Source organism: Rummeliibacillus sp. TYF-LIM-RU47, assembly GCF_008638315.1.
Classification (GTDB): domain Bacteria; phylum Bacillota; class Bacilli; order Bacillales_A; family Planococcaceae; genus Rummeliibacillus; species Rummeliibacillus stabekisii.
Genome location: NZ_VVIR01000001.1, coordinates 1,615,009 through 1,640,480, shown reverse-complemented (window position 1 = coordinate 1,640,480; position 25,472 = coordinate 1,615,009). Strand labels below are relative to the sequence as shown.

Below are 25,472 nucleotides of genomic sequence, written 5' to 3'. Positions count from 1 at the left end.
TTTTAGGTTAAAGTTTGGTTAACGTTAAAAAACCAAAATGAGGTGAGGAATATGAAAAAGTTTAGATGCCCTGTATGTGGTTTTATGGGTTTAGCAAAGAAACCGTATGATAGTAACCTTAGTGGATCTGGTGAAATTTGCCAGTGCTGTGGATTTCAATTTGGTTATGATGACCAATCCAGCCAAGCAAGAAAAAGGATCCAGGAATTCCATGATAGTTATCGAATTAAATGGTTATTTGAAGGTGCAAAAGTATTTCATCCCTCAAGTTTTCCGGTTGAATATATTCAAAAAAACAGTACACGTATGACAGAGACGCAATTGATCAGACAGCTAAATACAATTGGCTTTAAACATAATGTACCGAATAAAAAATTGATGAAGACCACCATGAATTAAAAAATAAGGATTAAATTAAGTTTTCTAAAATTTCCTTATGTTATACTAATACCAAGAAAGAGTATGAAAATCCGTTCAGTGAAAACATTGGGCGGATGTTTTTTTATATTGTCTTTGGTCTTTTAGGTCTAGTATATAGATAACTTTGGGGGGTGTATTTTTATCAAAAAAGGATTGATATTGGTTTGTATTTTATTGAGTTGTATACTTAGCAGCTGCAATACATCCAATGAGAAGGGATTACCAGGTGACCGTCCTCCGTCTGTTTTTGTGGAATTGAATGGGGATAAGTATAGCACCACTCAAGGTTCATACTGCTGGACAAATATGTGTGTTGACAAGGTAGGTCCTCCAGAATTATTACAAAATAAAAAGCCAATCAGGAGTACATCTAAGGCAATAGCCCAGATTAAAATGGATTATAAGCCACAGCCAACAGAAGTTCACTTGTATTTAATGGAAGGTGATGACGAAAAGAAAATACAGTTAAAAGATAACGGGCAATTCAAAACCCCAACTAAAAAGGGTGTATATTATTATGTATATAGTGTATGGTGGGATACCGATGAAAAAGAGAAACAATACCATGGGGATGCGGCTTATGTTTTTTCATTAGAGATAGAATAATGACTAAGTAATTTTGAAAATAAAAAAGAGATTAGGGGAATCAACCTCCAATCTCTTTTTTATTAGCTATTAGCTATTTTTAAGTCCAGTATTGGCTTTCACAGTTACTTCTGCATACTTGCGAACATCTGATTTTTGACCTACTAGTGAACCAATCCAACCTGCTAAGAAACCGCACGGAACTGAAATGATTGCTGGATTTGTAAGAGGGAACAATGCAGTCCCTTTTAGAATTGCCGTTCCTTCTGGACTCCAAATGTTAGGGCTTAATGCTACAAGAATCAATGCTACAACTAGTCCAGTTACCATTGCTGAGACAGCACCTGTTGTGTTGAATTTCTTATAATAGATAGTGTAAATAATAACTGGCAAGTTTGCACTTGCTGCTATACAAAATGCTAGCGATACTAAGAAAGCTACATTTAGTGTTTGAGCGCCTAATGCAAGAAGGATAGAAATTAACGCAACCCCTATAGAAGCATAACGTGCAGCTTTCATTTGTTCTTTTTCTGTTGCTTTGCCTTTACGAATAATTTGGCCATAAATATCATGTGCGAAAGCAGAAGCACCTGATAATACCAATCCAGCAACAACTGCTAAAATAGTCGCGAAAGCAACTGCACAAACAAATGACATTAACAAGTCTCCGCCTAAAGCTTGAGCAAGAAGTGGTGCGGCCATATTTCCGGCTGCATTGGCTGAAACAATTTTTTCAGAGCCTACAAATGCAGCTGCTCCAAAACCAAGGAAAATAGTGAGGACATAAAAGATACCAACAATCCATGTTGCGCTGACAACTGAGCTCCGGGCTGTTTTTGCATCTTTTACAGTAAAGAATCGCATTAGTATGTGAGGTAAACCCGCTGTACCTAAAACCAAAGCAATCATCACGGATAATGTATCAAAGCCGTTAGTATATTTTACACCAGCGTTGAGATAAGCTTCACCATGTGATGTTGATGTTTTAACAGTTTGGAACATTTCAAGAATATTAAAATGGAATTTTAAGAGTACAAGGAATGAGATAATAACAGTACCGATCATTAAAAGTACAGCTTTAATAATTTGTACCCAACTTGTAGCGGCCATCCCGCCCCATAGAACGTAAATCGTCATCATGACGCCAACTAACAATACAGCTATCCAATAGTCAATTCCAAGCAAAAGCTGTATAAGTGCACCAGCTCCAACTAATTGTGCAATCATGTAAAATAACACAATTACTATTGTACTTATAGCAGCAGTACCACGAACTTTCTTTTGATTAAAACGTGCAGTAATCATATCCGCCAATGTGTAGCGCCCCAGATTTCGTAAAGGTTCAGCTACAATATATAAAACAACTAAATAGGCGACTAAATAGCCAATACTATAAAAGAAACCATCAAAACCAAATAAAGCAATAGCACCTGCAATTCCTAAAAATGAAGCAGCAGATAAATAGTCACCAGCAATCGCAATACCGTTTTGCCAACCCGTTAAGCCACCGCCTGCAGTGTAGAACTCGCTAGCTGAATTTGTTCTTTTCGATGCAATATACGTAACAATCAAAGTGAGCACTACAATTGCCACGAAGAATAAGATCCCAATAGCTCCCATTAATAGCCACCATCCTTCGCTTTTTCAATAATTTTTTGACTGTCTTGATCAAATACATTTGCTTTTTTGACATAAAGCATACAGAGTACCCACGTCATAATAAATAATCCTAAAGAATAAATCCATACCCATGTAATGTCACCAAAGGATTTTCCATCCAAAATTGTTGTGAAAGAGGTTAAGATAGGCAATAGAATGTAGAGACCTAAAAATAGAATTGAAATGGATCCAATAAACCTGTTTTTCTTTTTTACTAGAGTTTTAAATTCAGAACTTTCTGAAATAGATACATACTTTTCTTCTGTCAGGCCTTTTAAAACATTTGGTTCATCCCCCAAATGATCGCTCACAACTTGTTTTTCTTCTAACGAGTGAGCTAAGTTTTGACTCATACAAAATCCCCCTTTAAAAATATGAAGTTGGAAGTGCTTCCAATCCCTTGAAATAATCATATGCAAATTTGACAAAAATAGCAACATTTTTTAGAAAATTAATTATTTTTGGAAAATAAGTAAAAACCACTATTTCTAAAGAAGAAATAGTGGCTACCTATATAATAGAAGAAACTTATTCATGTACCGTTTTGCTTCGATTATTTTTAAACTGATATAACAGTATACCAATGGCAGTCATTCCTTCTGCAATAGGAAAGGCTAGCCAAAGTGCTTTACCCGTAAATGCTGCAGGCAATAAATAGAGCAATGGGAGGAATAGTATGAGGGAACGCATAAGAATGATAATCATCGATAAACGTATTTTCTTAATCGATTGATAAAATTCTGCATACAGCAAGTTATAACTAAGAAACAAATAGCCAATAAAGAAAAGATGTATGCCTTGCTTTGTAAACTCTATAATTGCAGGGTCATGCACGCTAAATGCTTGGATTAACTGATCATCAAGGAGCCATCCAACAAGAATAATGAGTATACCGGCAATAATCCCAGCTAGAAGCCCCAATTTCAAGACAGCTTTGAGTCGTTCTGTTAATTTTGCCCCATAGCTAAAGCTTACAATTGGTTGTATGGCTGCACTTATACCAAAGAAAAGCATGATAAATACGGCATGTAAATAATTGATTACAGCATAAGAGGTGACTCCAATTTCACCAACGAAATGACTAAAGGCAATATTATAGCCTACGACTACAATAGCGGTAGAACCTTCTGTAATAAAGCTTGGTGAGCCAATTTTTAAAATTTCTTTCATATTACTAAAGTTAAAGTGGAATGTTTTCAAATTAAAACGTAAATGGCTATCACTTCGTAAAAAATGCAAAAGAAGTACACATAAACCTACGACTGTTGAAAGGGCTGTTGCATATGCAGCTCCACTAACGCCCATGTTCATCTGAAAGATAAAGATATAGTTCAGGATGATATTTAAGACTGATGTGGTGATTAAACCAATCATAGCTAGTTTCGGATTTCCATCGTTTCGTATAAAAATGCTTAAAACATTTTCTAATACATATATGAGACCGAAAAGAAGAATGACGTGAAGATAGTCTTCAACATAGGGAAGAACTTTAGTACTTGCGCCGAATAGCAGTGCAATCTCTTTTTGTTTCCAAAGACAAATAATAACAAGTACACCAACAATGCTCACGGTCATTAATAGGCTCTGCATAAAAATGGAGCGAGCTTGCTGTATGTTATCCTTGCCCATTTCGATAGAGTAAAGGGTTGCACCTCCCATTCCAATCCATAGAGAAATGGATAACAATATAGAGAAAATAGGAACTGCTATATTGACTCCCGCTAAGGCAAGCGGTCCGACTCCGTTGCTGACAAAAATGCCATCAACAAGAATATTGACAGACATTAAAATCATACCGAGTAGTGAGGGGAATAAATACGATAAAAATAGTTTGTGAATTGGGGTTTGCGTTAATTTGATTGATGTATCACTCATAGATGCCTCCGTAAAATGGAGCACTTCCTTTCTAGATAGAACGTTTCTTTTCCTTTTCTAATATGATTTTAAAGTATATAGTTACTATATAGTCAATACGTATGCACTTAATGGAGAGGTGGAATGTTATGTCAGAACAATCACACAAATATTTTACTACTGGAGAGTTTGCTAAACTTTGCCATATATCAAAACAGACCTTATTTTATTACGATGAAATCGGTTTACTTTCACCCTATATTAAAGAGGACAATGGATACCGTTATTATACCTATTCACAGTACGAAGTTTATATAGTAATTGAACTGCTGAAAGATTTAGGCATGCCTCTTAAAGAAATTCGTAATTTTTTAAATAACAAAACGCCAATTGAAGCTATTCAATTACTTACTAGCCAATTGGACGAAATTGACAATAAGATTAGTAAGCTTCAGCATATTAGAACAATAGCCGAAACGACTATCAAAATTATCAAAGAAGCATTAGAAGTGGATTGGGAAAGTATTACCGTTGAAAATCTTCCTGAGAGAACATTGCTCATAAGCCAGCATCTACGTCATGCAACAAATCGTCAATACTTGAATGCTGTGACTGATTTTATTGATTTGTGCAATAAGCATGAATTATATACGGGGCATCCAATCGGAGCCATTTTAGCAGAGGAAGAAATATTGGCTGAGAACTTTGGAAATTATAGTTATCTTTATACCGAAATGCCTTCGAGTATTGAAAAGGTCTCCACAATTGTTCGACCAGCAGGACAGTATATTATTGCCTATCATAAAGGAAACGATAAGGAAATTGCTCCATCCTATCACCGAATATTTGAATTTGTAAAAGAGCATCAATTAGCAATTAAAAATTTTGCGTATGAAGAATATATTTTAGATGAGGTTGCTGTCAATGGTGCAGAGAATTATGTGACTAAGATTATGATTCCAATTAAATAGTCTATTTATTCTCGTTTATACTTATAATTTCTACTTAAAAATTAAATTATTCTCGATTGTTTTAATTACGCTTCCTAAGAGAATTAATTTTTATTAGTAGAATAGTTAACCATTACATTTCGACAAAGTCGAGTCTTCTGAGTAGAGGATTCGACTTTTTATTATCTTCTTTCATTAAAAAGGTTCCCAAATGTATATTTGGGAAAGTTATTTATGATAGAATAGAAGATATTGAGGTGACGTGAGATGGATCAAAAAAAACCAAAAATACTTAGAGATTTTTTAATTTATTTAACAGCTATTAAAGGAAAGTCAAAACGCACTCGAGATGAATATGAATACGATTTGACCTTATTTCTGCGATTTACTCTTAGCGTACAACAAGATAAATTAGAGCAAATTGATACAATAGATATACATTCAATTGATGCCTCGTTCTTAAAGGAAATAACACTCGAAGATATGTATCTTTTTTTAGAATACTGCGAGGAGAGACGAAAAAATAGCGCACATACCCGGGCAAGGAAGGTAGCGACATTGCGCTCATTCTTTAAATACTTGAAATCCAAGCGCCATATAATAGAAGAAAACCCGGCAGATGATTTGGAAACACCTAAAATAGGAAAAAAGCAGCCGATTTATCTCAGTTTAGATGAAGCGAAGACATTTATTGGCGGCATCCAATACAGCGCACATTATGATAGAGATTATTGCATGATGACATTCTTTTTGAATTTAGGTATTCGTGTATCTGAATTATGTAATCTAAATATGGACTCTATCCATGAGCGTACACTGACTGTGAGAGGGAAAGGCGATAAAGAAAGGTCTGTTTATCTCAATGATGCATGCCTTAAAGCGCTGAAAACTTATTTAGAGCATGAAAGGAACAAAATGAAGAATGCTGATAAAAATGAGGCTTTATTTCTTTCTCAAAAAGGAACACGTTTAACTAGGCAGCGAATTGCAAAGATTGTAAAAGCAATCAATTTATCATCAGGGTTAGAAAAAAAGAAGCTTTCGCCACATAAATTACGCCATACATCTGCTACGATGATGTATAAAAGTGGAGCAGATATTAGAAGCCTGCAACAAATTCTAGGCCACTCTAACGTATCAACGACTCAAATTTATACACATGTGGAGAATGAAGAGATCCAACGAGTAATTGAAAACAATCCTCTAAATATTTTATAAATAATAATATTATGTAAACAAATAAACAGAGACATTATATAAACGGTTAAGTTATGACTACCGATAAACAGCGAGACCATAATAGTATTCATTTTGTTTTACGCTCTATAATTGAAAACTAAATTTAGCTAAAATCGATAGTAACGCGCTGAAATATTAATCTTATATTTAATAATATTAAAAACCACCGTTAAAACTCTTTATTTAGCGTTAAATATTATGATCAAACTAATAGATGTTGAACCTTTTTTATTGTAGTTATATGTAAATACAAAAGGTATTATAGGTAATATTAAATCAAAAATGTACTTAAACTAATGAGGCCGTATAGTTTAAGTACAAGTGAATAGAATATTAATTCTTTTAAAAGAAGTCCAATAAATCTTATCGTTAAAACAACGTGGAGGCGTCAATCCAAAAGTGTTATGGATGTCTTATTTGTGTAGTTAGATTTGTATTTCAATTAGAATCTTCAAAAAATCTACTCTTAAAAATCAAAATAATCTACAATCATTTGTACAACTAAAAGAACTGTTACTAATCTAAGAAGTGGTTTTACATGTTTCGTTTTTAATTTACGAGCTAATCTAACTCCGAACTGTGCACCAACAATGGATCCAAGCATTAATGCTATGGTAAGTGGCCATAAAATTTTACCCGTTGATATGTAAGTGATGGCAGATCCAAAGCAACTTGCAAAAACCCCAACTCTTGCTAAGCCAATTGCTCGGATATAGGCGATTTTTTGGCTTGCATATAAATATAACGCAAGTGTACTGCTTCCTGGTCCAAACATTCCGTCATACATTCCTATACCAATTAGTGCAGTTCCTGATTTTTTACTTGCATGAAACTGTTCAGTTCCATCAAAATTACCCGTATTCATGAAGGAGGTTACAAATGCAATGCTTAATAAAATGATTGCAATAAGCGTTAGGGCACTTCCGCTTAAAAAGGAAGCAATGAGACCACCTAATATACCTCCTCCAAGACAAAATATTAGGACTAATAATGCTTCTTTTGTGGAAACTTCTTTTTTCTTTAATATGACAAGAAAGCTTGAGAGTGAACTGATAGTATTGGAAACCTTGTTTGCACCAATTGCTGAATGTACGGGTAACCCCATAAGTAACATAGTGGGTAAGCTAATCAGTCCCCCTCCTCCGACCAATGTACCGACTATATTACCTATAATTCCAATCATAAAAAAGATGATAAATTCCATTGAAAAACCTACTTTCAAAATTGCATCATAGAATCAGTTTACCACGTATAGTCTTTGGTCTGAATTCAAATGAAACAACTTTTAAAATTCTATGACTGGGATGATGAGGAAGAATTCGAATTAATAATAAGTAAATGATATGGAGCATAATATTTGATATGTTTTTTAATTTAACTAAAGGTTTTTTATTAAAAACAAAATGAAAAATACTAAAAAAAGCATCCATTTTGATTATCTTTTTGTCAAAATGGATGCTTCTTATTAAACTTAAACAAGTAAGGTTTAAAAGTGTTTTTGTCTTAACTTTTTTGTGACTACACCATTATCATAAAAAAGATTGATTTAATGGATGTATTTTTATCACTCAATTCCCTAAAAAATTTTCAGTAAAAAATGGCCTCGATGCTTGATCAAATGCCACGCCTACACCAAGCGCGTCAAATTTATTATTTAAAATGTTTTTACGATGGCCAAGTGAATTCATTAATCCTTCATGTGCATAGACACTGCTGATTTGCCCTTCAGCTATATTTTCTCCAGCTGTCATAAAAGCAATTCCATCATTCTTCATCCGATCAAAGGGTGATCCACCATTTAAATCTGTATGGCTGAAATATTGGTGAGAAGCCATATCATCACTATGTTTTTGAGCCGTCACTTTGACCTGAGCATTCCATGATAGAGGAGGCAGGTCATTTTTTACGCGTGCTGCATTTGTAAGGTCAAATAATTGATATTCAAAGCCTTTTGTAAGGCGTTTACTGCTTTGAGGGTAAAAGTTTTTCTTGTTCTCTTCTAAGTTTTTACCAATAATTTGTACTGCGGTTAATGTATTCTTATTATGCTTATCGAAAAATACTGTCACGTAGCTACTGTCCATTTCGTATATGTCATACTCTCCGTTATTTTGCATTTGATAAAGGACAAAACCTTTTTTAATACCTTTTAAGGGAGTGCCAAGTTTCTTTTCGACAGATTGTTTAGAATTACCGATTTGTATCCCTTGTTTTGAAGATACCAAATTTTGATTTGTGTATAATCCAGCCACAAGGTGATTGGAATCATAGGCGACCATAAAAAAATTTTGATAGTTTTTATGATACGTGTACCATTTAGCGCCATATTCATTATAGGTAGAACGCTGCGCTTTTCCCATCTGTTTTTCGACGCTTTCTTTTGTGTTCCCAATTTCTATATTGTGTACAGAGAGGGCTTGATGATTAGGTATTTTTAGGTCAGGCTTTTCGACGTTCTCAAGCGTATCCTGCTTTTTTGATGTTAATTTTAAGTCGTGTACCTTTGCTGTTATAAAATCAAAACCTTCTCTAAAGGTATTTGAAACAGATGACAGATCCTTAGTATTAATTTGATTCTTTTGAATAATGAAATATACTCCGAGGAGAATCAAGCAAAAGAAGATTATCCTTAATAACTTCACACGGACCCACTCCTAATAATTTACTTTTTTCAACTTTATATGCCTAGCATATTATTGATTTTATAATGTCTTAGGAATGATAGCAAAAAAGACATGAGTAATTTCTATATACGATTTAGAATTTCCTCAATCATATTAGTCGTTTTTATACTTCTATTGAGGTAAATCCTCAGTTGAAAATTATTCATAACTAACATGATTTGTCAAGTGTAATGATTGATTAGAGAGTCAGGAGAGGATTGAAAAAAATCTTTAGATTTATTTTTAAAATAATTTAATTATGTAAAATATTAGATCACTTCACATTCTATATCGTTTATTTTACTTAAAAAAGGGAATAGATAAGCTGTACAGCAAACATAACCAGAAGTGGAGTGAAAGAAATGGCTTCTGAAAAACAGAACAATCAACAAGAAGATGAGTCATTAGTAGATGAAGGAGTTACAATTGGCCAACCGGAATCTGAAACAGGTCCTAATCCGCCGGAAAGACAACCAAAAGCAATACGGACAATCGGATTCGTCGTTTTAGGAATTGTCTTAATTGTCCTTGGATATACGCTAATCTACCATTTAATGTATTAACATGACGAAGTTATTAGAAAAGATTGAATCTCAATATAGAGGTTCAATCTTTTTGTTTTGTTGAAGCAAAAAATTTAATATTTCCACCGGGTTAAATCTCCTTTTATGGGAGGTTTTTGACAGTGTAAACGTCTTGGTTCCTGATGGCTGAAGATATTGATCAAAGCAAGAGGCAAGAAAGCTATTCTTGCAGGAGGAGCAGAATTATTATTCACCGGTAAAACTGAAAAATAGTATTGTTTATTGTTTAAGCAATCTTAGGTGATGAGGTTGCCTTTTAGTTTGGTAAGAAACATATACTTTTAGAAGGCTACCTTCCATCTGACTAATGTGGATCTATTCTTGTTAGCACGACCTATGATAAACTATTTTAACAGAATCTTCTAAATGAGAGGGTACTTATTGCTTTCTGAATTAATAGCTAAGAAGGAAATGGAAGAAGCAGGACCAGCGAAACATAGAAGTTTTTCTTACTATCATTTTAGTTTTAAATGGATAACGAAAATGACCGGTTGTATAGGATATTGCTTCTAAATTTAATTACGTAGAAAAGGAGGTTAATATGAAAAAAGATGATATAAAAAACAAAGAGGATTTTGAAAAAACAAAGAAAGAAAGCAATGATGTATTTAATCGATCTTTTATAGGTACTCCCGCCATTGGCGGAATGATAATTATGGGAATATTAATTCTCTATGTTATATATAATATGTATTTCAAGTGACTAATATTATAGTTGCATACTTGGTTCAATACCGTTAGGGTAGAATTATAAAGTGCTTTACTAGTAATGCGCAATCTCCTACTTGGTACTAGGAAAAACACATATGAAAAGTGTCCTAAAGATAATTCTTACCTAAATACATTTGATTTTTTGCAGGTGATATCATAGCAGAACTACGATATTATTTGGAAAATATAATAATAAGAAAAGAAGAATAGCCTGTCTAAAAGGAAATGCGTATGTTTCACTAATTCCAAGTAAATAATGAAACGTGAAAGAGATGTACTTTTTTAGAACATCTCCTTCTAGCTATAGATAGAGAAAGAGGTAGAAGTGATGTTAGAACAAATTATAAACGAAGCCAAATTACATACTAAAGAAGGAAAACCGGCATCTTATATTCCAGCCCTAGCGCACCAATCTGTAGATCAATTTGGTATATCTTTAATAGATGAATATGGAAATTATTTTGAAAGCGGAGGAACAGATACTCTTTTCACATTGCAAAGTATTTCAAAAGTAATCAATTTTATGGTTGCTTGTGAGTATCATGGTTTAGATTTTGTTCTGGATAAAGTTGATGTAGAGCCAACTGGTGATCCTTTTAATTCGATAATGCGATTAGAGAGCTCTATTCCTGGAAAGCCTTTCAATCCGATGATTAATGCAGGAGCTATTACAATCGCTTCCATGTTACCCGGAAAAACGCCCGAGGAACGCGTCGCTTATGTTGCAAACTTTTTAAGCCGGACTACTGGCAGTATTCATAAAGTAAATGAAGAAATCTATAGTTCCGAAATTGAAACAAGCCACCGAAATCGTGCAATTGCTTACTATCTAAAGGCAAATAATTATTTACTTGATGATGTAGAAAAAGCGCTAGAGACTTATATCTACTTATGCTCCTTGGAAGTGTCAACTAGAGATCTAGCAAAAATAGGATTAATGTTGGCAGGAAATGGTATTTATCCATTAACAAAAGAAGAAATAATCACTCGCCAAACTGCTAAAGTCACTAAAGCATTAATGACAACTTGTGGACTGTATAATGCTTCAGGCAAGTATGCTGCTTCTATTGGAATTCCAATGAAAAGCGGTGTATCTGGCGGAGTCTTATGTTCAGTACCCGATGGAAAAGTGGAGCAACTTAAAGGGAAAATAGGGATTGGTGTTTTTAGTCCTGGAATTGATGAGATAGGGAATAGTGTAGCAGGGATGAAAAGTATTGAAAAACTTTCAAAGACATATGATTTGAGTATTTTTTAATAATTCCATGAGGAAATCATGTAAGCCGGCCGATAACCATTGACCGTTATGAGACGTTGCATTATAAAAGTTTCAGTGGTATTAGAGTCCTGGAATAGCAATTCTCATGGTATACATAATATGTCTTTCTAGTATTTACTGTACTGCTAAGTTGCTTGATCTTAGACCTCTTTAAGTTTCGTTGAAAGAATTACTGAATTTTTAAAATATTATGGTATAATTGAACTCTATTAATAGAAAGGTGTGATTGATATGAAATGTGCTAACTTCTATAAACAAATTTGTATGGATAAGGTGAACTGCGAGTAATTCAACATTCAATCAGAATGCTCGCAAATTTTTAAATTACTGGAGGAGCATTCATGTTAAATAAAAAAGGTTTTGATCTGTGGGCAGACCATTATGATGGAACGGTACAAGTAAGTGAGGAAAATAACTTGTATCCGTTTGCAGGCTACAAAGAGATTCTAAATGACATTTATAATGAAGTGATGCAAAAAGAGAATTCAAAAGTTCTAGATATCGGTTTTGGAACAGGCACTCTGACGAAGAAATTGTATGTGAATGGTCATCTAATAAATGGCATTGATTTTTCAACTGAAATGCTTTCCATTGCCCAAGATAAGATGCCTAAAGCAAACCTCATGGAGTGGGATATATCTAAAGGCTTGCCCGCTGAAATCTTAACAAACCAGTACGATTATATTATTAGTACGTATACGCTGCACCATTTGACAGATGAAGAAAAGGTAACATTCATCAATAGTTTGCTACCTCTTTTAAAAAAAGGTGGTAAAGTGTTAATTGGTGATATTGCCTTTGAAACGAGAGAGCAATTGGAGAAATGTCGCCAAGAAAACTTAGCTTATTGGGATCCTGATGAATATTATTTTGTATATGAGGAATTAAAACAGTCCTTCAAAAATCTCTTTGAATTTTATCCGATTTCACATTGTGGAGGCATTTTTATCCTCTCAAACTAAATGGGTTCAAAGATAAATGTTATAAAGATCCGATTTATTTTCCTTTTCGCTTTGTTTCAGCTATAATATAGGCATAGATGCATATATTAAAAATACCGGTAGTGCGGGTACACTAACGGTATAACAATAGCAGGCTCCATCAAAGGGGTCAGCTAGTAGAGGGAATAATCCACCGAGCTGCTAACTCAAGGGTGGATTATTTTTTTTGGTTAAATGACAGCATTGCAACAATTAAGCTAGAAAAAGCTACAGCAAACATAAGCGCTTCGAAAACTGTCATACGGCACCACCCCCTTTCTAACGGGGAGTGAGCCGACCACCCTTGAGAAATCCTATACTATTGTCTCTCTATTATAACATTATTTGTCCTCTAAACTTTCATTTTTCACTTTAAAAAAGTAAAATAGTAAGGAATTCTATTGATATAAAAGGGGAGTTTCTATGAATGATCCGCGTTTTAAGATTGCTCACCGAGAAGCAGTAATTGGTGTCTTGCTCGTGCTCATCAATTTTGCAATATGGTTTGGCTTTGCATATGGGCTTGGATCAGCGGACCCGAAAGAATATACATATGTTTTCGGTTTTCCGGCTTGGTTTTTCTATAGTTGCATTGCAGGAACAATCTTTATGATTTTACTAATTATTTTTGTCATCAAGGTATTTTTCAGAGATATGCCTTTTGACGATGAAGGCGGTGATAAGTCATGATGCACTGGCAGGTAATTTTCCCGCTCTTTATTTTTCTGGTTATCATCTTTTTAATAGGTATATGGGCAAATAAACATGTAATGAATTCGAATTCTTTCTTGCAGGAATATTTCTTAGGCGGGAGAGATATGGGTGGTTTCTTACTGGCGATGACCATGATGGCCACTTACGGTAGTGCTTCTAGTTTTATAGGTGGTCCAGGTGTCGCTTATAATACGGGTCTTGGATGGGTATTACTTTCAATGGCTCAACTGCCTGCAGGCTACTTTGTACTGATGATTTTAGGGAAAAAGTTTGCTATTATCGCAAGGAAATACAAAGCGATTACGTTGATTGACTTTTTGCGAGAACGCTACCAAAGCAATTTTGTTGTAGTGGTGTCTGCATTAAGTATTATTATCTTTTTATTTTCTTCCATGGCGGCCCAATGGGTGGGTGGTGCACGGCTTATTGAATCGTTGACTGGCTTACATTATACAACTGCTCTCTTTATTTTTGCCGCTGTAGTACTCGTGTATGTCATTATCGGCGGTTTCCGTGCTGTGGCATTAACAGATGCTGTCCAAGGTTCTGTCATGCTGGTTGGTAGTATCATTTTACTTGTAGGAACGATTATCGCAGGTGGTGGCGTTTCTAATATCATGCATGATTTAGTTGCTGAAAATCCGAAATTAGTATCACCATTCGGTGCAGATAACAGTCTTACCCCCCTATATGTTTCAACATTTTGGATTTTAATTGGGATTGGCGTTATCGGTTTACCACAGATTGCTGTTCGGGCTATGTCATATCGTGATACAAAAAGCATGCATGCGGCAATCATCATTGGAACTATTGCTCTTGGTACTGTTATGTTCGGTATGCACTTAACAGGCGTTTTAGCTCGTCCAGTCCTACCTGGCATTGAAATAGGCGATAAAGTAATGCCTCTTTTAACATTAAAAGTTCTTCCGCCATATTTAGCAGGTATCGTGCTGGCTGCGCCAATGGCAGCGATCATGTCGACGGTCAATGCATTGCTTATGCTTGTGAGCTCAACAATTGTAAAAGATATATATCTTAATTTTATTAAACCAAAGGCGACTGATCCTGAAATCAAAAGAATCAGTTTCCTAGTGACAGCTGTCATCGGGATTGCTGTTATATTTGTTGCGTTAAAGCCTCCAAGTTTACTTGTATGGCTAAATCTATTCTCATTCGGTGGTTTAGAAGCTGTTTTTGTATGGCCAGTTGTGTTTGGCCTATATTGGAAGACGGGAAATAAATACGGTGCGATAGCCTCTATGATTGTCGGTTTAATAAGTTACACTACGCTTTACGATATTACACTGAAGAAAAACATTCCAGACATATTGGGCATGCATCCTGTTACATTGCCAATTTTATTTGCGTTGATTACCTATGTCGTTATTAGTATATTCACACGTCATAAAGTGAATCAAAAACAGCATATCATTTAATATTTTGCCAAGCTTCTTCTTAGAAGCTTGGTTTTTTTGTGGAAATAGGTTCTAAATTCTCTTGAAACGGGCATAGTATAATATACTTTTAATTTTTTTAGTATAATTACAGCATCCGAATGGAGAGGATACATATGAAATTCAAACAAAAATTGATATCAGCTGCTTGTGCCACTGGCTGCTGTTTCTTAATACAAACAGCTACTACCCAAGCAAAAGAAACGTCAACTCATCTACAGGATGTACTTATTTCCTATAAAGATCATCAAGGTAAACAGTATGCGGAACAACATGTAGAGCATGTAGAGAAACACTTAGGTGATATGAAGATGGTTAGAGCTAATGTAAATACAAAACAATATCGTCTATTAAAAAATAACCCCCATATAGAATGGGTCAAAACCAGTACAGATAAGATGCATATTGCTTCCACTTCAACCATTAAATCAGTAGCGCCGAATTACAAACCAAAATGGAATATGAATTATGTCAAAGCACCTACCTATTGGAAAAAGGGATATCTCGGAAAAGGTGTTAAAGTGGCCATTATTGATACTGGAGTAAACGAAGTAGAGGGATTAGGAAATGTGGTTAAGCGAATATCCTTTGCGAAAGATAATCCAGCAACAAAAGATATAGATGAATCAGACCCATATGACCGTGGAAATTATGGCGATGGACATGGAACAAGCGTAGCGGCTATTCTTGGTTCACAGCTCGATAAAAAAACACAAAGTTCTAGTCATCTGAATGTAGCAGGAGTTGCTCCTAATATACGAATCTATTCTTTAAAATATGCAGATGGAACATCCAATGGACAAATCGGCGATATGATTGAAGCTATTCAATGGTCCATAAAGCATCATATGCAGATTATTAATATTTCATCTAGTATCTATACAGACCATCCAGGCCTAAAAAAGGCAATTAACCAAGCTGCTAAAAAAGGAATTATTATTGTAGCATCCGCCGGTAATGATGGCCCGCATGATGCGCCTACCTATCCGGCTCGTTATGAAAATGTGATAGGGGTTGCATCTATTGGTAAAGATAAAAAAAGCAGTCCTTTCTCAAACAGAGGTGCTTCAGTGGACTTCGCGGCACCAGGCGATGATGTCGCAACGTTGAACGTGGTTGGAGAAAAAATTGTCACATCAGGCACCTCATTTGCTGCACCTCATGTGACGGGACTCGTGGCACTTTTAATAGAAAGATATCCAAATAGCTCATCAACCACTATTATCAACAAATTAAAGAAAAGCGCATTGGATTTAGGAGCAAAAGGGAAAGACAGTAAATATGGTTATGGATTGGCACAATTACCGAAAATTCCAACAAAAAAGTAAGACCTCGCAAGCCTTAAATATTACCACTATTTAGAAAAATATTGGTATAATATTGTTAAAGGCCCAAAAGGAGGTTCCTTTATGAAAGAAAAGAATTTTCAACAAACAGTGGGCTTTAGTGTGAAGGACACATTGGCACTTTATTGGCTCTATGCCACACAATCTAAAGCAAAATATTCAGTTGAAATCCATCAAGAATTTGAAAATGAGTTCCCTGGTCGTAAAGTAGGGTATGAATATGTAGCTCGTATTGCTAAAAGGCTTGAAGCAGAAGGGGCATTGTCATCAAGGCAAGAACATAAAAAAATTCTTTATAGTATTACAGAGCTTGGTCGAAAGCGTTTAACACGTTATAACGAATTATATTACGGTCGTTTCCATGAAATTGTTTTAGTCCTAGATCGCTTTTATTACGAATTAACCCGAAATGGCGAAAAGCCTCCAAGGCCAGCTCATCCATTACCCGAAGAATTTCGAAGCTATTTTTCAAAGCTGATTTCGGTGAAAGACGCGGTACGTTATTTAGCCTTAAAGTTAAGCCAAACACGTTCGAGTTTTTATATGGCGGAGGTAGGTCAGCAACTAGAAGATCTCTTTGGCTGGTGTCCTTCCAATGGATATCTCTACCAAATTGCCTGGGAACTAGAAGAAAAAGGATACTTGGTTGGTTCTTGGCCGGATGAGAAGCGAACAGTACGTAACCTGAGGAGTACAGATGAAGGGGCATCATTTTACAAAACGATCGCTATGAATTTGCAAGAACGTATTACAACTATTAGAAGATATCTGCATTATATGCTGAAATTCTTCACTGACCTGAAAGTAGAGCAGCTTTAAAAGAGACCTCTTTAGAGAAATCTAGAGGGGTTTTTATATTGTTACAAATAATTATATTATGTAAACTAATCTAGAAAAAATGAAGCTATCATTTTAAAGACAGCCACATTCATTCCTAACTAAAAATATAAATGTCCCACATCGAGACTACCAAGTCGATCCCACTTAATCCAAGCAAGAGCTAATTCCATACCAATTTGAATATAAAAAGTAGATTCTTGCTCAGTATAATCACTTTCTTTGCGGTTATAAATAGATAAAATTTCTTGCAGATCTTGCCCTTTTAAATGAGCTGTGTAGATTTCTTTATAAGCCAATAGCTCAGGTTCCTGACTTAGTGCTGCTTCATCGAAATCTGCTATGGCATGTGCTAAGTGGCGGAGTGTATTTGTATCGTAATAGAGTATAAACGCTCCTTTTACCGGTAAATCTTTTACCAATGATTCCGGGAGTGAATCGTACATTTTTTGCGTTTCCTCATTAAGGCCAAAATGCTCAATCTTTGCTATTTCAATATGTAATGCAGATAAATAAGCTGCAACAGCTAACTTATTCTGCTCCATTAAATAGGCAACTTTTCCAATGCCTCGGTATAAGTCGCTGTTTGAAGGTTGTTCTTTGATGGCTGCTGTATACATATTCAATGCCTGATCGTATTGACCCTCATTTTGCAACTTCAACGCATGCTCTACCATCTTTTCAACATTGCCCAATTTCATCAACCTTTCCTTATGTAGATAGCTTCATTATAAAGGTTGGAGTAAGAATAGGGAATGGCAAAGAAGTTCAATTACTAATAGAGGTTAATTTAGAGGAGATATTTACTAATATGTTGAATTAGATTTCGTATTAATACTCCTAAAGAGAGGTTTAAACATGTATAAAATAATTCAAGTTGACAAAATAGAAGCTCAGTATTTAAATCAAAGAATAATTGAAGGCCTACAAAAGATGAATGGGCGAATTAACTCTAATAATTACGAAGAGCTCTTTGTAGCGTTAAAAGACTCAAGTATTGAAGGTATTGGTATTAGTTGGACTAACTCAAACCATCCCACTGCAAAATATATAGATTTCTGTTTTGCTATTCCTATACCTCAGCTTATGGAAAGATTATTGAAATATACAGCACCGCATAATAAAGTTATACTTTCATGTTGGGAAGATGAGATAGATAAAATTGGAATCGCAAAGGAATCTGGTTTTTCAGTTTTTAGGAAAACTTATATGGAAAGGTATTCAATCAAGTATATTATGAATAGACTACAAGCCACTCCAATACCGCATACAGGTTATTCATTACGAGAAGTATTGAAAGACGCCCGATTAACTGAAGATTTATTTCGTTTATTGAAACATAATTACGAACAAACACATTTGGCTAATGAGGCAAAGGATGTTTCATGGGAGCTTTGGCGAGAAAAACTTTTAAACGATAATCCAGATCTTGATTTAAGTTATATTATTGTGAACGATAATCAAATATCAGCTTATATGTTCTTACATAAAACGGAAGATTATCATTATGAAGTTGGTTGGATGGGAAAACGAAGGCATGTTGATATTTTGCCTGGATTATTGAAGAAACAATTAATAGATCTAGAAGCAGAAGGGATTCAAACCGTAGAATTTGAAATTGATACCACTGATTATTTCGCCTATGAATTTTGTGAAATACTCGATTTAAAATACAAGAAAAGTTGGGATTCTTTTTTATGGAAAACTAATAGATGAAGTTATAAAAAGAACATTTGTTCCATGTACTATAAAAGAGCATTTTTATTAAAAAAATGCTCTTTTAATATTTAAATAACAATAATATTATCATTTTAAACTATTTATCCAATGTCCAATTTGGCAAAAATAATCTCCAAAGAACAAATGTTCTCGTTTGGTTGGTGGCAATATATTAAGTTTTTTGTAACATGTCAATAAAATTCTCTGCTGCCTGCGATAAGCTATGATCCTTGAGCCATATTAATCCAACTGATCCTGTTAACTCTGGAGTATGTGATATTCGGTAAGCATTAACCGGATATCCGTCATATCTTTCAAGAAGGGTTTCTGGAACGATAGAGGCTGCAAAGTCAGATGCGATGAGATCCATCAACAAACTAATATCTGAACATTCACCAACAATATGCGGCTGTAGCTTCGCGCGAGAAAAAGCTTCTACAATTAAGTAGTGTACACCTAATCCCTCTGTACTTGGAAATAGAAGAGGATATTGTTCTATTTCAACAAGTGATACTTCTTGATCTGTTAAAGTTTGCTTCTTGGATGTGATGAAATAAAATGGCTCATTACATAAATGAAGTACAGAAAAATCGTCCAGATTTAGGGGCAATCGAATAATAGCTAGCTCCACCACCCTGTCTCTGACTAACTGACAAAGGTGGGACGATTCATTCTGTTGAATTTTATATGTAATCTTTGGGAATCGGTTCTGAAATTGTTCCAGCAGCTTAGGCAACCCACTAACAGAAAATGTGTTAACACCTATAGTAAGCCTTCCATTTACCCCCTCACCAACCTCTTTTACCTCGGTTTTGGTTTCCTCCATTAATTGAGTTATTTGCAAAGCATTTTTATATAATGCTTTTCCTGCCTCAGTCATTTCTAAAAATTTCCCGCTTCTCTCGAATAATTTTGAGCCCAGTTCATCTTCCATTGCTTTCAATTGCTGGCTTAATGGGGGTTGAGACATATGAAGCCTTTTAGCAGCAGCGGAAATTTTCCTTTCCTCTACCATGGCAATAAAATAGCGCAATTGTCTTATATCAATCAATTATATTCCCTCCTTATAGTTAAATAATATATGAAAAACATAAGTAAAACTAATTTTATTAATATTTTTCATATATTTAGGCGCGTGATAACATATTTATATCGGCGAAGGCACTCCTAAAACAGAGTCATTACTGCCGTTAATGGTTAGACAATTTAAGATGAGGTGAATTCAAATGGATTTTGTACAACGAACAATCGATTTAGCGCGTGAAAATGTGGAAGCAGGTGGACGCCCATTCGCTACAGTAATAGTTCGAGACGGTGAGATTATTGCTGAGAGTCCAAACTTAGTGGCACAAACGAATGATCCGACTGCACATGCTGAAATAGTCGCTATTAGAGAAGCGTGTAAAAAGCTGCAAACTGAACATTTAACAGATTGTGATATTTACATCCTAACTACACCATGTCCTATGTGCTTAGGTGCAATGTATTATTGCAGCCCTAGAAAAGTAATTTATATAACGACTCGTGAGGATTACGCTCCATATTATAAGGATGATCGCAAGTACTTTGAATTGGAAACATTTTATGATGAATATAGTAAACCTATTGAAGAACGCCGATTACCTATGGTTCAACAGGCGAATGAAGATAGTATTAAAGTGTATCAACGTTGGAACGAGTTAAACTCATAATAAAAGGTGAAAGGATCGGTGTCTGTGAATTCTACTTATTGGTTAACAAATACACGTCTAGAGACAAGTTATCTAGTCAATGAAGGTAAGGTAACAGGAACGAATTCGGAAAATTTCAATTTATTGATTAAAGATAAGAAAATAACAAAGATAATTGCTGCTTCTGAAGAGATCACAGACAATCTACCGCAAAAAGATGCGAAACAACTACTTGCTCTACCTTCTTTTATTGAAAAACATTGTCATTTGGACAAAACCTTACTTGGCGACCGTTGGCGACCTGTGAGACCAGTTCGAAATATTTTTGAACGTTTGGAAATTGAAAAAGAAGTTCTTCCTTCTCTAGAGACTACTACACAAGAACGTGCAGAAATGTTGCTTAAAAAATATGTGGAATTTGGCATTACTCATGTGCGTACACATGTAGATATCTATCCTGAGGTAGGTTTAAAGAATTTAGAAAATGTCCAAAAGGCATTACGAAAATTTGAGGGGAAATTAACATATGAAATTGTAGCCTTTCCTCAGCATGGGCTGCTACGTACAGATTCAAGAGACTTAATTAGAGAAGCATTAAAAAACGGAGCGAGTTTTGTAGGTGGTGTTGACCCGGCTACAGTGGACGGGGATATAGATGTTTCCCTAAAAACCATGGTGGAGTTAGCCGTAGAAGGTAACGCTGGAATCGACTTACATTTGCATGACCCAGATCACTTGGGGATTTACACAATGAAAAAACTAGCTCAGTTAACAAAAGAAGCAGGTTTGCAAGGGAAAGTAGCGATTAGCCATGCGTTTGGTCTCGGAGATATTCCGATATCACAAGCAGAAGAAATGGCCGGATTACTAGCTGATGGCGGAATCACCATTATCTCTAGTGTACCGATTGATCGTAAATTCCCTCCGATGGGCTTATTGCGCGAGCATGGCGTACCGGTTGCAGTAGGGTGTGATAACATTTTTGATGTTTGGTCACCTTTCGGCAATGGAGATATATTAGAACGGGTTGGACGTTTGGCTGAGATTTCTCATTGGGTGGATGAACGTTCACTTTCACAAGCACTTTATTATATTACGGGCGGTAAGACACCTTTGAATCAAGAAGGTAAACAAGTATGGCCAAAGGTTGGCGATGAGGCAAATCTTGTTTTGGTAGAAGCATCGTGTTCTGCAGAAGCTGTCGCTCGCAGATCTAAACGAGTAGCTACGTTTTTTAATGGTGAAATGACTGCAGGTTCACTCGAAGCATACTAAGTGCATAAGGGGTGTAATGTTCTAAGTTTGTGAAGGATCTTTTTGTCTATGAATACTTGGCAACATACAAGTATTCATAGACAAACTTATATTTACTTTTAAACGGAAAGATAATCTATACATAGACAGCATGAATACTAGGGGAATTTATAGGGATTAATTTGATGCTTTATGCCACTAAAAGTGAAGTAAAGTGTTGAGGGCTTGCAATAGCCTTTATTTGATTTAACACAAACTTACTGAGAAATAAAGGGGAGTGGTTTTTTGCGATTATTATTAAAAAATGTACGTTTGGAAACAGGATATCTCTATGACCAAACATTTGTCACAGCGACAAAAACGAATATATTTGATGTTTTGATTGAAAATGGAGTATTTATTGAAATTGCTCCCAAGATAGAAGTAAGCAATGCAGTTGTAATAGATACCAAGAAGCAGCTACTAGTCCCATCGTTTAAAGAAATGCATACACATATTGATAAAACCTACTTCAGTGGCGAATGGAAGGCACCCACTGTACCTACAGAAGGGATTTTTTCTCGTTTAAAGGAAGAAGCATTATTATTACCGAAGCAATTGCATGTAGCAGAAGATAGGGCACACGCGATGGTCCAGCACTATATTAAAAAAGGACATACACATATTCGAACACATGTGAATGTTGATCCACAAATTGAAACGAAACATATAGAGATAGTTAAGCATGTATTAGAAAGCTATCAAGATCAAATTACGTATGAAATAGTGGCATTCCCACAACATGGTCTATTACGTAATGGTTCTTACTTTTTATCAATTCTCGAGAAAGCATTACAATTAGGGGCGACTCATATCGGAGGGGTAGACCCAGCTTTAGTAGATCGGAATAGTAGAGAAGTGATAAAAACAACTTTTGATTTAGCTGAAAAATATGAGGTAGGCATAGACATTCATTTACATGAGCAAAATACATTAGGTGAATTTGACATTCAACAAATTCTAAACGAAATGGAACAACGCTCTTTTAAAAAGGATGTAACAATTAGTCATGCGTTCGCTTTAGCAGACTTACCTGAAAAATCTTTAGATCAGTTAATAAGCCGAATGGCTGCTAATCAAGTTGGCTTAACGACAACCATTCCAATTGGTCCAGGTCCCATTACAATCCCTGTGAAATATTTGTACGATCAAGGCGTAAAAGTATCATTTGGTCATGATAGCCTTGTGGATCATTGGTCGCCTTTCGGAAGTGGAGATACTATTCAAAAATTAAATCAATTTATAGAGCGCTTTGGTTATATAGATGAATGGCATATAGGACAATCCTTTAAATATGCGACAGGAGGCATCACACCTTTAAATCATGCTGGAGAACAGCAATGGCCTAAAGTTGGAGATACAGCGAATGCGTTACTTGTGGATGCAGTTAGTTCCGCACATCTAATTGCTAGACAATGTCCTATTTCCACAGTGATCTCAAACGGGAAGGTCATTCATGAAGAAGAGATAGATTTAAGGGAGGAATTTCGATGAGCACATGGGTACGGAATGTTCGACTGGAAACAGGGGAAACAACATATGAAGATGGCAGTATTAAAACCGAAACTAGTTTGTTTCATATTAGAGTATCAGCAGAAGGATTGATTCAAGAAATCATGCCTGCTTCATCGAATGTATATGAAACAAATTCCATCGATATGAAAGGAAAACTAGCCCTTCCTGCATTTAAAGAAATGCACAATCATTTGGATAAAACATATCTTTCTGTAGGATGGAAAGCTTGTCGTCCAGTGAATAGTTTGTCTGAAAGATTAGAGTTGGAAGCGGCAGAATTAGAAGTCCTTTCTGAGACAGTGATGCAAAGAGCTTCTGCTATGATTGAATTACATTTGAATAATGGTGTGAATCATATCCGAACACATGTCAATATCGACCCTTTTATAAAGCTAAAAAATCTAGAGGGCGTTAAAAAAGCACTGGAGTCCTATGAGCAATATTTAACCTATGAAATCGTTGCATTTCCGCAACATGGCTTGCTAGCTCATGATGAAATGCCTGACTTATTAAGACAAGCACTAGATTCTGGTGCCACAATCTTAGGAGCGCTTGATCCAGCTGGTATTGATCAAGATATTGAAAAGTCATTACAAGTAACCATGGATATTGCTAAGGACTACAATGTAGATGTGGATATGCATCTACACGATAGAGGACAAGTAGGTTTTTATACGATGGATAAATGGCTGGATATGGTGAATGAACAAAATTATAAAGGGCATACAGCTTTCAGTCATGCGTTTGGCTTAAGTAAATTATCGTCACCTTTACAAAAGAAATTCGCGAAAAAGTTAAGTGAATATGATGTGGAAGTAATGTCTACAGTCCCTATATCCCTTAACCATCAGTTAATACCTATAGATATTTTGAAAACAGAGGGTGTTAAAGTTGCTTTAGGCTGTGATGGCTTTTATGATTCATGGAGTCCGTATTTTTCAGGCGATATATTAGAGAAGGTACATAATTTTTGCCAATATACGGGTAAATCCAGCGAACGTGCTTTACGCAATAGTTTAAGCTTGATTACACAAGGTGTAACTCCTTTAAGCACAGAAGGACAACAACAATGGCCGAAAGTAGGTACAGAAGCTAGTTTCGTATTTGTTGATGCAAGCTGCAGTGCAGAAGTAATAGCGAGACTGCCGAAAAACAGAAGGTTAATGCATAAAGGTAAGTTATATCAATCGAAAAATTAGAGGCAAGTATGTAAATTTAACAAGAGGTTATAATTTTAAAAATCATAAAACAAAAAAATCTGCGACAGAGCGAGAAAAAGTTCTATCGTAGATTTTTTAGCATGAAGAATTTTAAGTATATGATTTATTTACCTCATTTAGATACTGTTACACAGAGTCAAACCCCTTAAATGGGTATAATAAGAGGGCTGGGAATTAGTTCGAAATTTCTTTTTAATACTCAAAAGGAGGAGAGATAAATGGAAGAAACAAGGATGGAAACATATTTTAATACAAAGGATATTGCCAAACGAAATGCCCTTTTAAAGCAAATTGTATTTGACTTGCCAGAGCAGGGAAAGGACTTTTTTCTAAAAGCATACAAAAAAGAACGATATTTGGATATGCGGCTTACGGCCATTAGAGGATACGCAGCCTTCGCAAGCGAAGAAGAAGTGGCCGTTTTAATGAACAAGATGTTAGAAATCTTAAAAAAGCGTTCTGAAACTACACCATATAATTATGAGGAATATGAAATCTTACGATCAGATTTTTTAATGCCTTACCTTCTGGAAAAGTATTCTTATGACTGTTTCAAAAATTTTAATGCACTGCTGGAGAAACAGTACGATACCATGCCTGATGTTTTTAAAGGGATTTTCACCTGCAATGATAAAGGTGAACATATCCAACTGATACCTCCCGCAATAGTACGGAAACAGATGGAAGGTTTCTGGCGAAAGTGAGAAAGGGTAAAGATAAAGAGATACTTAGATAAGAGGGTTTTTAATGATTAACCAGCTTACCCTAACTGGTTTAAAA

The 25,472-nt window shown here is 35.3% G+C and carries 25 protein-coding genes; 18 read left to right on the top strand and 7 right to left on the bottom strand.

Going from position 1 to position 25,472, the window contains the following annotated elements; genetic code table 11:
- The first annotated feature begins 51 nt into the window (after window positions 1-51).
- Window positions 52-399: a hypothetical protein gene (locus F0527_RS17035; RefSeq protein WP_066787322.1), complete on the top strand. Its 348-nt coding sequence runs from the start codon at window positions 52-54 to the stop codon at window positions 397-399.
- Between the two features lie 195 nt (window positions 400-594).
- Window positions 595-1,026, top strand: coding sequence for a hypothetical protein (locus F0527_RS08250; protein ID WP_150284467.1), 432 nt, complete (start codon window positions 595-597; stop codon window positions 1,024-1,026).
- A 69-nt stretch (window positions 1,027-1,095) separates the two neighbouring features.
- On the opposite strand, the gene F0527_RS08245 is transcribed toward F0527_RS08250, so the two are convergent.
- The 3 genes from F0527_RS08245 to F0527_RS08235 all read right to left on the bottom strand — a co-directional run bounded on the left by F0527_RS08245 (window position 1,096) and on the right by F0527_RS08235 (window position 4,539).
- Entirely contained in the window at window positions 1,096-2,625 is a 1,530-nt protein-coding gene (locus tag F0527_RS08245) for a solute symporter family protein (RefSeq protein ID WP_150284466.1), read from the bottom strand.
- On the bottom strand, window positions 2,625-3,017 hold the full coding sequence (locus F0527_RS08240) for a DUF485 domain-containing protein (RefSeq protein WP_150284465.1): 393 nt from the start codon (window positions 3,015-3,017) through the stop codon (window positions 2,625-2,627). The genes F0527_RS08245 and F0527_RS08240 overlap by 1 nt, the downstream gene beginning before the upstream one ends.
- 175 nt (window positions 3,018-3,192) lie before the next feature.
- A complete protein-coding gene (locus tag F0527_RS08235; RefSeq protein WP_150284464.1) occupies window positions 3,193-4,539 on the bottom strand; it encodes an MATE family efflux transporter in 1,347 nt (448 codons plus the stop codon).
- Window positions 4,540-4,667: 128 nt separating this feature from the next.
- On the opposite strand from F0527_RS08235, the gene F0527_RS08230 reads away from it, so the two are divergent.
- Both F0527_RS08230 and F0527_RS08225 read left to right on the top strand, forming a co-directional pair.
- Window positions 4,668-5,489, top strand: coding sequence for a MerR family transcriptional regulator (locus tag F0527_RS08230; RefSeq protein ID WP_066787311.1), 822 nt, complete (start codon window positions 4,668-4,670; stop codon window positions 5,487-5,489).
- Window positions 5,490-5,735: 246 nt separating this feature from the next.
- Complete coding sequence (locus F0527_RS08225) at window positions 5,736-6,686, top strand: tyrosine recombinase XerC (RefSeq protein ID WP_150284463.1); 951 nt, start codon at window positions 5,736-5,738, stop codon at window positions 6,684-6,686.
- 487 nt (window positions 6,687-7,173) lie between these two features.
- Here the strand turns inward: F0527_RS08225 and F0527_RS08220 are convergent, their stop codons facing one another.
- Window positions 7,174-7,911 (bottom strand): sulfite exporter TauE/SafE family protein, encoded by a 738-nt coding sequence (locus F0527_RS08220; protein ID WP_150284462.1) that lies wholly within the window; start codon window positions 7,909-7,911, stop codon window positions 7,174-7,176.
- 364 nt (window positions 7,912-8,275) lie between these two features.
- The gene (locus tag F0527_RS08215) at window positions 8,276-9,349 is read right to left on the bottom strand and encodes a CAP domain-containing protein (RefSeq protein WP_150284461.1); all 1,074 of its coding nucleotides are present in this window, start codon (window positions 9,347-9,349) and stop codon (window positions 8,276-8,278) included.
- A 383-nt stretch (window positions 9,350-9,732) separates the two neighbouring features.
- Here F0527_RS08215 and F0527_RS08210 point away from each other — a divergent pair, with 383 nt between their 5' ends.
- From F0527_RS08210 to F0527_RS08180, 8 genes are all read left to right on the top strand, one after another.
- Window positions 9,733-9,933, top strand: a complete 201-nt coding sequence (locus F0527_RS08210; protein ID WP_066787299.1) for a hypothetical protein — start codon at window positions 9,733-9,735, stop codon at window positions 9,931-9,933.
- A gap of 562 nt (window positions 9,934-10,495) precedes the next feature.
- Window positions 10,496-10,657 carry a hypothetical protein gene (locus F0527_RS17030; protein ID WP_158512571.1) on the top strand — a complete coding sequence of 54 codons (162 nt, stop codon included), beginning with the start codon at window positions 10,496-10,498 and terminating at the stop codon, window positions 10,655-10,657.
- 336 nt (window positions 10,658-10,993) lie between these two features.
- The gene (glsA, locus tag F0527_RS08205) at window positions 10,994-11,923 is read left to right on the top strand and encodes a glutaminase A (protein ID WP_150284460.1); all 930 of its coding nucleotides are present in this window, start codon (window positions 10,994-10,996) and stop codon (window positions 11,921-11,923) included.
- Window positions 11,924-12,285: 362 nt separating this feature from the next.
- Entirely contained in the window at window positions 12,286-12,906 is a 621-nt protein-coding gene (locus tag F0527_RS08200; RefSeq protein WP_150284459.1) for a class I SAM-dependent methyltransferase, read from the top strand.
- A gap of 441 nt (window positions 12,907-13,347) precedes the next feature.
- The gene (locus F0527_RS08195) at window positions 13,348-13,614 is read left to right on the top strand and encodes a YhdT family protein (RefSeq protein ID WP_150284458.1); all 267 of its coding nucleotides are present in this window, start codon (window positions 13,348-13,350) and stop codon (window positions 13,612-13,614) included.
- The gene (gene panF, locus F0527_RS08190) at window positions 13,614-15,074 is read left to right on the top strand and encodes a sodium/pantothenate symporter (RefSeq protein ID WP_150284941.1); all 1,461 of its coding nucleotides are present in this window, start codon (window positions 13,614-13,616) and stop codon (window positions 15,072-15,074) included. The genes F0527_RS08195 and panF overlap by 1 nt, the downstream gene beginning before the upstream one ends.
- Window positions 15,075-15,208: 134 nt before the next feature.
- Window positions 15,209-16,420 (top strand): S8 family peptidase, encoded by a 1,212-nt coding sequence (locus F0527_RS08185; RefSeq protein ID WP_190323413.1) that lies wholly within the window; start codon window positions 15,209-15,211, stop codon window positions 16,418-16,420.
- Window positions 16,421-16,501: 81 nt separating this feature from the next.
- On the top strand, window positions 16,502-17,257 hold the full coding sequence (locus F0527_RS08180) for a helix-turn-helix transcriptional regulator (protein WP_150284456.1): 756 nt from the start codon (window positions 16,502-16,504) through the stop codon (window positions 17,255-17,257).
- A 119-nt stretch (window positions 17,258-17,376) separates the two neighbouring features.
- Here the strand turns inward: F0527_RS08180 and F0527_RS08175 are convergent, their stop codons facing one another.
- Window positions 17,377-17,976: a tetratricopeptide repeat protein gene (locus tag F0527_RS08175; protein ID WP_150284455.1), complete on the bottom strand. Its 600-nt coding sequence runs from the start codon at window positions 17,974-17,976 to the stop codon at window positions 17,377-17,379.
- A gap of 157 nt (window positions 17,977-18,133) precedes the next feature.
- Between F0527_RS08175 and F0527_RS08170 the strand changes: the two genes are divergently transcribed.
- Window positions 18,134-18,991 (top strand): hypothetical protein, encoded by an 858-nt coding sequence (locus tag F0527_RS08170; RefSeq protein ID WP_150284454.1) that lies wholly within the window; start codon window positions 18,134-18,136, stop codon window positions 18,989-18,991.
- Window positions 18,992-19,166: 175 nt separating this feature from the next.
- Here F0527_RS08170 and F0527_RS08165 read toward each other — a convergent pair whose 3' ends face one another.
- Window positions 19,167-20,042 (bottom strand): LysR family transcriptional regulator, encoded by an 876-nt coding sequence (locus F0527_RS08165; RefSeq protein WP_150284940.1) that lies wholly within the window; start codon window positions 20,040-20,042, stop codon window positions 19,167-19,169.
- A gap of 178 nt (window positions 20,043-20,220) precedes the next feature.
- On the opposite strand from F0527_RS08165, the gene F0527_RS08160 reads away from it, so the two are divergent.
- From F0527_RS08160 to F0527_RS08140, 5 genes are all read left to right on the top strand, one after another.
- Window positions 20,221-20,685, top strand: coding sequence for a nucleoside deaminase (locus F0527_RS08160; protein WP_150284453.1), 465 nt, complete (start codon window positions 20,221-20,223; stop codon window positions 20,683-20,685).
- Window positions 20,686-20,709: 24 nt separating this feature from the next.
- A complete protein-coding gene (locus F0527_RS08155; protein WP_150284939.1) occupies window positions 20,710-21,939 on the top strand; it encodes an amidohydrolase in 1,230 nt (409 codons plus the stop codon).
- Between the two features lie 264 nt (window positions 21,940-22,203).
- The gene (locus F0527_RS08150; protein ID WP_150284452.1) at window positions 22,204-23,451 is read left to right on the top strand and encodes an amidohydrolase; all 1,248 of its coding nucleotides are present in this window, start codon (window positions 22,204-22,206) and stop codon (window positions 23,449-23,451) included.
- The gene (locus F0527_RS08145; RefSeq protein WP_150284451.1) at window positions 23,448-24,671 is read left to right on the top strand and encodes an amidohydrolase; all 1,224 of its coding nucleotides are present in this window, start codon (window positions 23,448-23,450) and stop codon (window positions 24,669-24,671) included. Before F0527_RS08150 ends, F0527_RS08145 begins: the two co-directional genes overlap by 4 nt.
- 239 nt (window positions 24,672-24,910) lie before the next feature.
- A complete protein-coding gene (locus tag F0527_RS08140; RefSeq protein WP_150284450.1) occupies window positions 24,911-25,396 on the top strand; it encodes a hypothetical protein in 486 nt (161 codons plus the stop codon).
- Window positions 25,397-25,472 lie beyond the last annotated feature (76 nt).

What these genes read in the sequence shown, in the direction of transcription:
- F0527_RS17035 (WP_066787322.1), top strand. Translation starts at nt 52, where the DNA reads ATGAAAAAGTTTAGATGCCCTGTATGTGGTTTTATGGGTTTAGCAAAG.
- F0527_RS08245 (WP_150284466.1), bottom strand. Translation starts at nt 2,625, where the DNA reads ATGGGAGCTATTGGGATCTTATTCTTCGTGGCAATTGTAGTGCTCACT.
- F0527_RS08240 (WP_150284465.1), bottom strand. Translation starts at nt 3,017, where the DNA reads ATGAGTCAAAACTTAGCTCACTCGTTAGAAGAAAAACAAGTTGTGAGC.
- F0527_RS08235 (WP_150284464.1), bottom strand. Translation starts at nt 4,539, where the DNA reads ATGAGTGATACATCAATCAAATTAACGCAAACCCCAATTCACAAACTA.
- F0527_RS08230 (WP_066787311.1), top strand. Translation starts at nt 4,668, where the DNA reads ATGTCAGAACAATCACACAAATATTTTACTACTGGAGAGTTTGCTAAA.
- F0527_RS08225 (WP_150284463.1), top strand. Translation starts at nt 5,736, where the DNA reads ATGGATCAAAAAAAACCAAAAATACTTAGAGATTTTTTAATTTATTTA.
- F0527_RS08220 (WP_150284462.1), bottom strand. Translation starts at nt 7,911, where the DNA reads ATGGAATTTATCATCTTTTTTATGATTGGAATTATAGGTAATATAGTC.
- F0527_RS08210 (WP_066787299.1), top strand. Translation starts at nt 9,733, where the DNA reads ATGGCTTCTGAAAAACAGAACAATCAACAAGAAGATGAGTCATTAGTA.
- F0527_RS17030 (WP_158512571.1), top strand. Translation starts at nt 10,496, where the DNA reads ATGAAAAAAGATGATATAAAAAACAAAGAGGATTTTGAAAAAACAAAG.
- glsA (WP_150284460.1), top strand. Translation starts at nt 10,994, where the DNA reads ATGTTAGAACAAATTATAAACGAAGCCAAATTACATACTAAAGAAGGA.
- F0527_RS08200 (WP_150284459.1), top strand. Translation starts at nt 12,286, where the DNA reads ATGTTAAATAAAAAAGGTTTTGATCTGTGGGCAGACCATTATGATGGA.
- F0527_RS08195 (WP_150284458.1), top strand. Translation starts at nt 13,348, where the DNA reads ATGAATGATCCGCGTTTTAAGATTGCTCACCGAGAAGCAGTAATTGGT.
- panF (WP_150284941.1), top strand. Translation starts at nt 13,614, where the DNA reads ATGCACTGGCAGGTAATTTTCCCGCTCTTTATTTTTCTGGTTATCATC.
- F0527_RS08185 (WP_190323413.1), top strand. Translation starts at nt 15,209, where the DNA reads ATGAAATTCAAACAAAAATTGATATCAGCTGCTTGTGCCACTGGCTGC.
- F0527_RS08180 (WP_150284456.1), top strand. Translation starts at nt 16,502, where the DNA reads ATGAAAGAAAAGAATTTTCAACAAACAGTGGGCTTTAGTGTGAAGGAC.
- F0527_RS08175 (WP_150284455.1), bottom strand. Translation starts at nt 17,976, where the DNA reads ATGAAATTGGGCAATGTTGAAAAGATGGTAGAGCATGCGTTGAAGTTG.
- F0527_RS08170 (WP_150284454.1), top strand. Translation starts at nt 18,134, where the DNA reads ATGTATAAAATAATTCAAGTTGACAAAATAGAAGCTCAGTATTTAAAT.
- F0527_RS08160 (WP_150284453.1), top strand. Translation starts at nt 20,221, where the DNA reads ATGGATTTTGTACAACGAACAATCGATTTAGCGCGTGAAAATGTGGAA.
- F0527_RS08145 (WP_150284451.1), top strand. Translation starts at nt 23,448, where the DNA reads ATGAGCACATGGGTACGGAATGTTCGACTGGAAACAGGGGAAACAACA.
- F0527_RS08140 (WP_150284450.1), top strand. Translation starts at nt 24,911, where the DNA reads ATGGAAGAAACAAGGATGGAAACATATTTTAATACAAAGGATATTGCC.